Source organism: Caulobacter sp. FV1ye13L (assembly GCF_058681155.1).
The window spans coordinates 1,894,899-1,906,217 of the sequence record NZ_CM178732.1 but is presented as its reverse complement, the minus strand read 5'-3'; the positions used below and the strand labels follow the sequence as shown (position 1 = coordinate 1,906,217).

Here is an 11,319-nt window from a genome sequence, read left to right as displayed (position 1 = left end):
ACTTAACGACTCCGCAAGGGCGAGGCGGGCAAGGTAGTCGCTCACAGACGCCAGCGAAGCGGCCGCATGGAAACGCTATCTCGTCTCATTGATCGCCGTCCGCCGGTCGCCTCAACCACGTCCTGCCAGGACGTCTGGGCGATCTTCGACGCAGATCCCCGAGCTTTTTCGGTTGCCGTCGTCGACGGCGCCACACCGACCGGCATGGTCTATCGCGATGTGTTGATGGGCATGATGGCCGTCGCCCGCGACGCCCTGAGCCAGCGTCCCATCGTAGAGGTCATGGACCGAGATCCGCGCCAGGTCCCCGTCGAGACCGAGCTTGGCGCCTTCGTCGACCGCCTCGCCGATAGCCCCTCGCCCGTGTTCCGCACCGCGTTCGTGGCGGTGGATGAGGCCGGTGACTATGTCGGTGTGGGCGGACTGGGCTCGCTGCTGACCTCCTATCGTCGTCGCCAGCGCGAGGCTGCAGACGCCATGGCGCTGGTCGAACGGATGGCCACCGACATCAATCACCACCTGGACGGCGTCCTGGCCATCACCGCGCGTCTGGAGCAGCAGCGCCTGACCCCGGACGCCAGCGCCTTCGTGCGCGCCATCGGCGAGACCAGCCGCGACATGGGCGCCATGCTGGGCCGCGCGATCGACCTGCACAGCGCGACCGGGGGGCAACTGCCGATGACCCCGACGCCCGTGCGCCTGCGCGACCTGGCCGACGCCGTCGAGGCCCGCTGGTCGGCCCGCGCCGCCGAGGGCGGATCCACCCTATTGTTCTCCTATGACGGCGAACCCGAATGCGGGGTCGAGGTCGACGGCGAGCGCCTGCTGCAGGTGTTCGACGCGTTGATCGAAAGCGCCCTGGCCAGTGGCCGCGGCGTCATCGAGGCCTGCCTGCAAGCCCGCATCGGCGCCGACGGCGTGCATCTGGACGGCAGCGTCCGCGACAACGCCGGGGGTCTGGCCGCAGATCGTCTCGCGCGGATTTACGAGCCGCTGGGCGCGGCGCGCATCGAGGATCGCACCGAAATGGCCTTGGGCGTGGGCATGGCCCTGGCCCACCGGATCGTGCGCGGCCTGGGCGGCGAGGTGATGGCGCAGGCCAATCGCGGCGCCGGCCTGACCGTACGCTTCGCCTTTGACGCCCCGACCGCCGAGATCGATGCAGCGGCGCCGGCCGAACCGACCCTTGACACCCGCGCCGCCCACATCCTGATCGTCGACGACAACGCCACCAACCGCATGGTCGCCGAAGCGCTGTGCGACATGTTCGACTGCACCTCCGAACAGGCGGTCGACGGTGTGGAAGCTGTCGAAATGGCTCGAAGCGGCCGCTTCGACCTGATCCTGATGGACATCAAGATGCCGCGCATGGACGGCGTGACCGCCACCCGCACCATTCGCGAGATGAGCGGTCGTCCGGCCATCACCCCCATCGTCGCCCTGACCGCCAATGCCGATCCCGCTGACGTCCAGACCTATCTGGCGGCCGGCATGCAGGACGTGGTCGAAAAGCCGATCAAGCCCGAGCGCCTGGCCACCGTGCTCAGCGCCCTGCTCAGCGGCGAAGCCGAGGAAGAGGTCGCGGCCTGATCAAAGGCTTTCGACGAGGCGCGGCTGAAACCCATTTTGCCTGGCCATCGCCGCCTTTGGCCATGACCGGTTCTGCCCCGCGCCTCAACGTCTGGTGCAGCGACGGGGGGCAGAGATCGCCCTGTCCACCACCCTGTTCGACCGTCTCCTGAAGGCGCAAGCCCGCCCTGAACCCATATCGGGGTGGGTATGGGGCCTGTATGCGCGACCTAATGCCGCGCCTGACTTTCCGGGCCGTCACGGTCGTGTCATGTAAGCCAGACAACCTTTGGAGGCGAAATCATGGGCGAAGAAACCGAGGGCCGGCGACCCAATCCGGTCGACCTGCATGTCGGCGGGCGCGTTCGGATGCGCCGCAAACTCCTGGGCGTCAGCCAGGAGCAACTGGCCGATTCCCTGGGCCTGACCTTCCAGCAAGTCCAGAAGTACGAGCGCGGCGCCAACCGCGTCAGCGCCAGCAAACTGTATGAGATCGCCAAGACCCTGCAGGTGCCGGTGTCGTTCTTCTTCGATGGCCTGGCCGACCCCATGGGCGGCTCGGAAGCCGATGACGCCGGCCTGCACGCCGAACGCATCGTCCAGGAATTCCTGACCACGCCCGAAGGCCTGGAACTGGCCGAGGTGTTCCCGCGCATCGCGCGCGGCCGGGTCCGTCGCCAGGTGCTGGATCTGGTCCGGGCGATGGCCGACGACGCCGGGCGCAACGAAGCCGCCGCCTGATCCCTCAGCGGCCCAGCGCAACAAAAGGCCTCGGCGGGCGACCGTCGAGGCCTTCTTGCGTCCGGGTCGCCCCATAGAGCTCTAACTGGCCGAGATGCGCGCCTGCGAGGCTGCCCAGATGTTCTTGGCCGTCCGCGCCGAGGCGTGGGTCAGGCCGCGCAGGTCGTGGGTCTTGAGGATCTTGAAGCCGACCTCACGCTCCTTGTGCCAGGCCATCTGGACATCATGGGCCAGGCCGGCGGCCAGATCGACAAGCTGGGCCTTGGCGGGAGGCGCCGCGCCGGCCAGCATCTGCACGCGAACGCCGGCGTCGGAAACGTCGCGGATCACGCAGTCCCAGGCGAAGGCGCCACAGAGCAGCTTTCCCGCCCTATGGGTCGAGATACGGGCCGCGCCCCGCCGATCACCGTCTGCGCCTGGCGCGTACTTGGACATGAAGTCATAAACGCATGGCGCGGTTAATCGGCCGTGCAGGCGGCGCGATTTTATCGCTCCTGCGACCTTTGATCTCGCACAAGCCGCTGAAACCCCGAGGCTTTTGCCGGAAACCCAACATGACCAGCCGCCCCCGGATCATGGCGCCGCTCTGTTAACCTTTAAGGGCTGTCAGGCGACCACCGGCGAGGCCGCCCGCTCCAGCGCGCCGGCCAGATCGGCCAGGATGTCGGCCTCGTCCTCCAGGCCGATCGACAGCCGCACCAGCCCCTCGCCGATGCCCGCCGCCGCCCGCTCCTGGGCGCTATAGGTCGAGTGGGTCATGCTGGCCGGATGCTGGATCAGGGTCTCGGCGTCGCCCAGCGACACGGCCCGACGGATCAGGGTCAGGCGGTTCATCATCGCCACCCCGGCCGCGTGCCCGCCGGCCAGTTCAAACGCGATCATGCCGCCGGGCAAGGCCATCTGGCGCTGGGCCAGGTCATGCTGGGCGAAGCTCTTCAGCCCCGGATAGAAGACCCGCGTCACGGCCGGATGGGCCTCCAGCCAGGTCGCGACGCTGGCGGCGCTGGCGCAGTGCTGGCGCATGCGCAGGGCCAGGGTCTTGAGACCGCGCATCACCAGAAAGGCCGTGAAGGGCGACATCACCGCCCCGGTCATGTCCTTGACCCCGGTCAGCCGCACGCGTGCCATATCCTCGACCCCGCCGACGGCGATGCCGCCGATCAGGTCGCCATGACCGCCCAGATACTTGGTCGCCGAATGCACGACGATGTCGGCGCCCAGCGCGATCGGCCGGGTCAGCAACGGCGTGGCATAGGTGTTGTCGACCACCAGCTTGGCCCCGCAGGCCCGCGCGACCTTAGCGGCGCCGGCGATGTCGACCAGCCGCATGTTGGGATTGGCCGGGGTCTCGAAATAGATAATCCGGGTCTTGTCGCTGACCACCGCCGCCAGGGCGTCCAGGTCAGTCATGTCGACCTGGGTGACGGTGACCCCAAACCGAGAGAGCCCGTCGCGCAGGAAGGCGAAGGTGCAGCCATACAGGGTCTGGTCGGTGACCACCTCGTCGCCCGAGCGCAGGAAGCTCCACATCACCGCCGTGATCGCCCCCATGCCCGAGGCGGTGGCGACGCCGGCCTCGGCGCCTTCCAGCGAGGCCACCCGGCGCTCCAGCAGGTCGGTCGTCGGGTTGGAGATGCGCGAATAGAAGTGCCCCGGCCGCGTGCCGGCGAACATCTCACCGCCGGCCTCGGCGCTGTCGAAGGCGAAGGTCGAGGTCAGGTGGACGGGCGGGGTCAGGGCGCCGTGCTCGTCAGCCGGATCATAGCCCGCGTGGATCGCCCGCGTTGAAAAGCCGGTCTCGATGAGGTCGCGCGCCATGGCTGTGCTCCGTTGCTACGGCACGAGATTGACGCGGATTCATCGGCGGAAGATTGCCAAGTCTGCTAGTGAAGGCATCAATTTTGGCAGATTCCACCCCGAGGACCCACTATGGACGCCAAGGACCGTCAGATCATCCGCGAACTGCAGAAGGACGGCCGCCTGACCAACCAGGACCTGGCCGACCGAGTGAACCTGTCGCCCTCCCCTTGCCTGCGCCGGCTGCGCCATCTGGAAGCCGAAGGGGTGATCACCGGCTACACCGCCCTGGTCGACCAGAAGGCCTATGGCCTGCCGATCACTGTATTCATCCGCGTGCGGCTGGATCGCCATGGTCAGGACGTGGTCAAGGGCTTCGAGGACCAGGTGGCGCGGATCGACCAGATCCTCGACTGCTTCCTGCTGGCCGGCGGCGACGACTATCTGCTGCGGGTGATCGTCGAGAGCCTGGAGGCCTATGAGGACTTCATCCGCCGCCGGCTGCACGCCATCCCCGGCATCGCCTCGATCGACACCAGCTTCGCCTATGGCGTGGTCAAGCAGACGCGGGTGTTTCCCCTGGCCGGAACCTAGAGCCTGGGCAGCCACATCCCCATGGTCGCGCCAAAGATGCCGACGCTCATGGCCAGGGTCAGGACAAACAGGGCCAGCGCCATGCCGGTCCTGGCCAGCGCCCCGCCCCGGTCGCGGGCCACCATGTAGACCTCCAGCACCGCCAGCGGCAGCAGCACGTGGGCGAAGGCCAGGAAGATGTCGAACGGCCCGGTGAAGGTGTCATTGTGGCCCACCGGCGCCCTGTGGATGACGAACCACAGCATCATCCCCACCCGGTAGAACCAGACCCCGTACATCAGCACGAACAGCCGCAGGGCCCAGCGCTGGTGCAGGGCGATCCGGCGGGCGGCGGCGTGACGCCAGGCCAGGACGGCGCAGACGATCACCAACACCGCGTTCAGCGTATTGCCGACCGCCATATAGCTTCCGGCGACCGCCCCGCGCGTGAAGGCCACATACAGGCCAGAGCCGCTGATCATCAGGGCAATCAGCAGAAATAGCCGGCCGTTCCAGCGATGCAGGGCCGGGATGCGCGACCGGATCTGCGGGACCAGTTGCAACGCGCCGCTGAAGCTGACGAGTCCGGCCGCGAACAGGTGGACGCCCAGCACCGCATTGCCGCCCAGATCACCGGGATTGAAGCCGTGCCCGGCCGGCAACACCGTGTTCCAGCGCGTCCACTCGCCCCGCAACGCGCTGACGCCATAGAGGGTGACGATGTAGTAGCCGAACACCCACAGCCCGACGACCAGCGCCAGATACCAGAGCGCCGCCGAAGCCCTGAGCGCCAGGGTGGCCGCCGTCAGCCCATCGATGCGGCGCGCCGATACCGGTTTCATTCTGCCTGCCTGTTTCCGAAAGGCTTCAAAGCGAGCCGTGAGATCCAGGCTAGGAACCGGTCGCGCGGGCCGCCATGATCGCGGGGGCCAGATTCTTGACCCTGGAGACCAGATGCGCGGATCGACGGTTTCAGGCGGCTTCGCCCGGGCGCTGCTGGACTTCGCCGTCTCTCTTGGAGCCGACCGCGAAACCCTCGCGGCGCGGGCCGGCATCGCGGTCGAAGACCTCGCCGACCAGGACAGCCGCATCCCGATGGACCGCTACAAGGCCCTGATGAAAGCCGGCCAGGACCTCTGCGGCGAGCCCGCCCTGGCGCTGCGGTTCAGCGAAGGCACGCGCTTTGAGGAGCTGTCGATCGTCGGCCTGATCTGCAAGGCCGGCGAGACCATGGGCGAGAGCCTGCAGCAGCTGAGCCGCTATTCCCGGCTGGTCACCGAGATCGACGGCCTGGGCGTCGAGCAGCGCTTCCAGTTGGTCCGGCAGGGCGAAGAGCTGTGGCTGGAGGACCGGCGCCCCGATCCCAACGACTTCCCCGAACTGACCGAGGGAGCCTTCTCGCGGTTTGCCTGCGAAGTGACCCGCAGCCATGGCGACGTGCCGTTCGTGACCGCGGTGCACCTCACCCATCCCCGGCCCGGCTACAGCGCCGAATACGACCGCATCTTCAAGGCGCCCGTCGCCTTCGACCAGCCCCGCAACGCCCTGCGGATCGAAGCCTCGTGGCTGGCGGTCAAGACCCATAAGCCCAATCGCTATGTCTTCGGAATCTTCAACGAACACGCCGAGACGCTGCTGAAACAGCTGGAAACCAGCGGGACCACGCGCGGCCGGGTCGAGACCCTGCTGATCCCCCTGCTGCATACCGGCGACCTGGCCATGGACGCCATCGCCAAACGTCTGGGCCTCAGCCGACAGACCCTCTATCGCCGCTTGAAAGCCGAGGGCGCCAGCTTCGACGCGGTGCTGGACGATCTGCGTCGCCGGATGGCGCTGGACTATCTGGGGAGCAAGAAGCTGTCGGTCAACGAGACCGCCTATCTCGTCGGCTTCTCCGACCCCAGCGCCTTCTCCCGCGCCTTCAAGCGCTGGACAGGCGAGAGCCCACGCGGCCGCAAGGGCGCGCCGGCGACGACATCTGGCTGAAGGCGGAAGACCGTCCTGGTGGCCAAGGCGCCTGTCCAGCCGTCGACGCATCGTGAAAACTGTCATCAACGCGTGGTAGCGCCGCCGGATGCCAGCCAGAAGCGCGCCCGTTTCCTTTGCGATCGACCGCGTCGATGACGGGCGCTGATGACTGATCTCGCCAGCCTGCGCGCTCAGCGTCATGACCTCTATCACTTCATCGTCCGCCGCACGCGCGACCCGGCCGCAGCCGACGACCTGGTGCAGGAAACCCTGCTGCGCCTGATGACCTACGAGCGGGCGCGAAACGTCGTGGACCGGGCGGCGCTTGGCTACCGGATCGCGCTCAACCTCGTCCACGACCACTTCCGCCATCACAGCCGCCGCGCGGTCCAGGCGCTGAACGACGACATTCCCTGCGAGGCCCCCGCTCCGGAGCAGATCCTGATGCATCGCCAGAAGGTTGAGGTGTTCGGAAAGGCGCTGGACGCCATGCCGCCCCTGCGGCGCGACGTGTTCATTCGGCGACGGCTGCACGGCCACTCCACCCGCCAGATCGCCGCCGAGCTGAACATGAACGAGGCGGCGGTCGAGAAGCATGTGGTGCGGGCGCTGGAGCAACTGCATCGCGAAATGGCCAAGGCCGAGCGCCGCGCCGGGGGCCGTCCATGAGCGGGTCTCGACAGCAGGCCGCGCTCTGGGTGGCGCGACGCCTGGATCGCCAGGCGCAGGACGATCAGGACTTCGACGCCTGGCGCGCCGCCGATCCTGCCAACAGCGCGGCCTTCGACCAGATCTGGACCACGGCGCAGGATGTGGCGCTGATCGAGGCCATGGCCCTCGATGTCCAGCGCCGTTCGATCCGGCGATCGGCCTGGGCGCCCGTCGCGGCCCTGGCGGGAGGTTTGGCGGCCTGCGCCTTCGCTCTGGTCCTGGCCTGGCCCCAGCTGCAGCTGATGACCGTGGAGCCGATCACGGTCCAGACGGCGCCGGGCAGGATCCGCTCCGTGGCCCTGGCGGATGGCTCGAAGGTCACCCTGGACGGCGCCACCAGGCTGGAGGCCCGGATCGGGACGCACCGTCGCGAGGTCCGCCTGATCACCGGCGAGGCTTATTTCGATGTCGCCCACGACGCCGCGCGTCCGTTCACGGTCAGCGCGCCGGAGGGCTCGGCCCGGGTGCTGGGCACCGCCTTCAATCTGGAGCGCGGCGACGGCAGGCTGGAACTGTCGGTGCATCGCGGCAAGGTGCGCCTGGCGCCGGCGGGCCTTGTCCATCGCACCGCCGACCTGACACCGGGACAGCAGGCCTTCGCCAAGGAGGGTCGACTGTCCCGATTGCGCGCCTTTGATCCGTCAGCAGACGACTGGCGGTCGGGCTGGCTGGAGACCGATGGCGTGACGCTGGCGCGGCTGGTCGAGCGCCTCAACCGCGCGTCGATGACGCCGATCGTCATCGACGATCCCACCCTGGGCCGCCGACGCGTGGCCGGCCGGTTCCGCCTCGACGAGCCCGAGGCCCTGGTGCGCAACCTGGCTCTCGTCCACGGTTTCCGGGTCCGCGAAGAGGCCGGCAGCTTGGCGTTGTCCCGCTGACAACCCGGGCGTCGCGGAAACTTCACAAAATTCCCTGTCCGGGATCCGGGTCGGCCGACGTCTTCACCACCGAAGCCGGCGAACGCGCCGCGCGAATTCGGGGATGACGCGATGACCTCCAAAACCTTTGCCTGGCTTGGCGCGACGTCCGCCGCCGCCCTGCTGGCGGCCTCTCCCGCCCTATCGGCGCCCGCGCCCAAGCCCGTCCTGGCCATCCCGGCCGGCGATCTGGCCTCCGCCCTGCCGGCCTTCTCGCGCGCCACCGGCCTACAGGTGCTGGCCGATCCGGCTCTGCTGGCGGGCAAGCGCACCGGCGGCGTCAGCGGCGAGCTGAACGTCGAGAGCGGCCTGGCTCAGCTGCTGCGCGGCACGGGCCTGACCTATGTCCGCAACGGTGGCGCGGCGATTCTGCGCCCGGCCGTCCAGAAGATCTCGACCGCCCCGGCGTCCCGCGCCGAGGCCGCCGCGCCGGTCGCCGAGGCGCCCCAGGAGGCGCCCAGCACCGTCGAGGAGATCGTCGTGACCGGCGGCTTCGCCAACTCGCTGGCCAAGGCGCTGTCGGACAAGCGCAAGGCGACCAATGTGGTCGATGGCATCTCAGCCGAGGACATCGGCAAGTTCCCATCCAACAACATCGCCGAGGCCCTGCAGCGGGTGCCGGGCGTGGCCATCACCCGCGACCGGGGCGAGGGACTGTTCGTGCGCGTTCGGGGCCTGGGCCCCAACTTCCAGATCGTCACCCTGAACGGCCGCAGCGCCGCCGTGAACGAAAACATGCGCGACAGCGGCCAGAGCGGCCGTCAATTCCGCTTTGACACCCTGCCGTCAGAGCTGGTCGCCGGCGTCGAGGTCGGCAAGACGCCCCTGGCCTCCCTGGACGAAGGCGCGATCGGCGGTGTGGTCGACATCAAGACCTTCCGTCCGCTGGATCTGGGCCGCAGCACCGTGGCCCTGTCGGCCACGGCCAGTCGGCCAGAACTGGCCGGCAAGACGGATCCGCGCGTTTCGGGCCTGATCAGCTGGACCAATGACGCCCAGACTTTCGGCGTACTCGCGGCGGCTGTGTTCGATCAGCGCACCTTGCGCCAGGATCGCATCACGGGCGTGGGCTGGAGCTATTCGGACCCGTCCACGACCCTGGGCAAGACCATGATCGCCCAGGGGATCAACCTCTATCCGACCGCCATCCGCCCGACCCTCGAGCGCGAGGATCGCGAGCGCAAGGGCGTGGTGTTGTCGGCCCAGTATCGGCCGAGCGAAGAAACCGAAGTGACCTTCGACGCCAGCTACACCAAGCTGGACGATCACTATGACGAGCTGACCTATTCGGTCGACCAGGGCGTCGCCACGCTGGTTCCCGGCTCGGCGGTGATCAAGGACAATGTCCTGGTCGGCGGCACGGTCACCTCGACCACCCAGATCGGCCGCGAGGTCAGCGACCTGGCCCACGACAACCTGATGGTCGCCGGCAAGATCCGCCAGAAGCTCGACGACTGGACCCTGACGGCCGATGTGGCCTACGCGCGCGCCTATTCCGAAACCTCCAAGCCGATCACCCGCACCCGTCTGCTGGGCGCCATCGGCCAGACGACCTTCGCCATGACCAGGGCCGACGACGACGCCGTGCCCAGCGTCAAGCTGCTCACGGCCAATCTGAGCAACCCTTCGCTGCTGCCGTTCCGCCGCATCGAATGGCGGATCAACAACTCCACCGACGACGAGAGCGCCATCCAGTTCGACGCCGAGCGGCCGGTGTCCTGGGGGCCGCTGACCCGCGTGCAGTTCGGCGTGAAGTACCGCGAGCGCTCGCGCGACTATAACCGCGCCGACATCAACTTCACGACCAACCTGGCCGGTAAGTTCTTCGGCGCCGACTATTTCGATGCGTTCCCGGTCAGCGACTTCCTGGGCGACGTCGACGGGACCTTGCCCAACACCTGGGCCATGCCCGATCCGGCCGCGTTCTGGGCCGTGGCCGACAAAACCCAGAAGGGCACGGCCCGCGCCGACCGTCGCAATTCGTACCATGTGTCGGAAGATATCGGCGCCGCCTACGCGCTGACCGACATCGACTCCAAGCTGTTGGGCGCCGGGCTGCGGGGTCAGGTCGGCGTGCGGCTGGCCCAGACCAAGCAAGTCTCGGCGGGCTATGCCGACAACGGCACGGCGGCGATCCCTGTGCGCTACGAGAAGACCTATAGCGACGCCCTGCCGACCGCCAACTTCGTGCTGGAGCTGTCAGAGACCCTGCAGGCCCATGTCGCGGCGGCCAAGGTCATTACGCGTCCGTCACTGGCCGACCTGGCGCCCCGCCTCACCCTGAACTCGTCGGGCACCGTGCTGACCGCCGTCGGGGGCAATCCCGAGCTTCGTCCCTTCGAGGCCTGGCAGTACGACGCGACGCTGGAATGGTATTTTGCCCCCGGCAGCGCCCTGATCGCCGGCGCCTTCTACAAGGACATCACCACCTTCGTTTACAGCCAGAAGACCAACCTCGTGGTCGACGGCCAGACCTATCTGCTGACCTCGCCGACCAATGGCGGCAAGGCGACGATCAAGGGCGTGGAGCTGGCCTATCAGCACCTGTTCAAGAGCCTGCCCGCGCCGTTCGACGGCCTGGGCTTCTTGGCCAACTATACCTACACCGACACCGAAGCGACCTATTCGCCGACCCTCAAGGACGAGATGGTCAACGTCGCCAAGAACAGCTTCAACGTCACCGGCTTCTACGAGAAGGACCGCTTCGCGGCCCGCGCCAGCTACAGCTGGGTCGACGACGTGCTTCAGGACGTCGGCGGGGTTGGCCTGTCGGCGCTGAACGACAGCGCCTTCGGCTCGCTGGACGCCAGCGTCAGCTACAAGATCACGCCTCAGATCACGGCGGCGGTCGAGGCCCAGAACCTGGCCGATGCGGCCCAGTGGCAGTTCGTCAAGGGCGGCTGGTTCGGCGGTTACACCAAGTATGGCCGCACGGTGAGCCTTGGCCTGCGGGCCAAGTTCTAGGACGCCCCTTTCGATACCGCCTTCCCCTCAACTGGTCCGCTCGGTTCGCTGAGCGGGCCATTTTTTTGAGGGCGTC

10 protein-coding genes are annotated in these 11,319 nt (G+C 67.9%); 7 read left to right on the top strand and 3 right to left on the bottom strand.

Annotated elements, in window-relative coordinates:
• Positions 1–66 precede the first annotated feature (66 nt).
• Both ACW176_RS09135 and ACW176_RS09130 read left to right on the top strand, forming a co-directional pair.
• Positions 67–1,590 (top strand): response regulator, encoded by a 1,524-nt coding sequence (locus ACW176_RS09135; RefSeq protein WP_492111718.1) that lies wholly within the window; start codon positions 67–69, stop codon positions 1,588–1,590.
• Positions 1,591–1,872: 282 nt separating this feature from the next.
• Positions 1,873–2,310, top strand: coding sequence for a helix-turn-helix domain-containing protein (locus ACW176_RS09130; protein WP_419254172.1), 438 nt, complete (start codon positions 1,873–1,875; stop codon positions 2,308–2,310).
• Positions 2,311–2,391: 81 nt separating this feature from the next.
• On the opposite strand, the gene ACW176_RS09125 is transcribed toward ACW176_RS09130, so the two are convergent.
• Together ACW176_RS09125 and ACW176_RS09120 are read right to left on the bottom strand one after the other, a co-directional pair.
• A complete protein-coding gene (locus ACW176_RS09125) occupies positions 2,392–2,745 on the bottom strand; it encodes a PilZ domain-containing protein (protein WP_419320017.1) in 354 nt (117 codons plus the stop codon).
• Between the two features lie 171 nt (positions 2,746–2,916).
• On the bottom strand, positions 2,917–4,128 hold the full coding sequence (locus tag ACW176_RS09120; protein WP_492111717.1) for a methionine gamma-lyase: 1,212 nt from the start codon (positions 4,126–4,128) through the stop codon (positions 2,917–2,919).
• Positions 4,129–4,239: 111 nt separating this feature from the next.
• Here ACW176_RS09120 and ACW176_RS09115 point away from each other — a divergent pair, with 111 nt between their 5' ends.
• The gene (locus ACW176_RS09115) at positions 4,240–4,701 is read left to right on the top strand and encodes an Lrp/AsnC family transcriptional regulator (protein WP_419320013.1); all 462 of its coding nucleotides are present in this window, start codon (positions 4,240–4,242) and stop codon (positions 4,699–4,701) included.
• Here ACW176_RS09115 and ACW176_RS09110 read toward each other — a convergent pair.
• Positions 4,698–5,522, bottom strand: coding sequence for a DUF2306 domain-containing protein (locus ACW176_RS09110; RefSeq protein ID WP_492111716.1), 825 nt, complete (start codon positions 5,520–5,522; stop codon positions 4,698–4,700). The genes ACW176_RS09115 and ACW176_RS09110 overlap by 4 nt on opposite strands.
• A 112-nt stretch (positions 5,523–5,634) precedes the next feature.
• Between ACW176_RS09110 and ACW176_RS09105 the strand changes: the two genes are divergently transcribed.
• From ACW176_RS09105 to ACW176_RS09090, 4 genes are all read left to right on the top strand, one after another.
• On the top strand, positions 5,635–6,666 hold the full coding sequence (locus ACW176_RS09105; RefSeq protein ID WP_492111715.1) for an AraC family transcriptional regulator: 1,032 nt from the start codon (positions 5,635–5,637) through the stop codon (positions 6,664–6,666).
• 147 nt (positions 6,667–6,813) lie between these two features.
• On the top strand, positions 6,814–7,317 hold the full coding sequence (locus tag ACW176_RS09100; RefSeq protein ID WP_492058267.1) for an RNA polymerase sigma factor: 504 nt from the start codon (positions 6,814–6,816) through the stop codon (positions 7,315–7,317).
• Positions 7,314–8,240 carry a FecR family protein gene (locus tag ACW176_RS09095; RefSeq protein WP_492111714.1) on the top strand — a complete coding sequence of 309 codons (927 nt, stop codon included), beginning with the start codon at positions 7,314–7,316 and terminating at the stop codon, positions 8,238–8,240. Before ACW176_RS09100 ends, ACW176_RS09095 begins: the two co-directional genes overlap by 4 nt.
• A gap of 111 nt (positions 8,241–8,351) precedes the next feature.
• Positions 8,352–11,243 (top strand): TonB-dependent receptor, encoded by a 2,892-nt coding sequence (locus ACW176_RS09090; protein ID WP_492111713.1) that lies wholly within the window; start codon positions 8,352–8,354, stop codon positions 11,241–11,243.
• Positions 11,244–11,319: the final 76 nt, after the last annotated feature.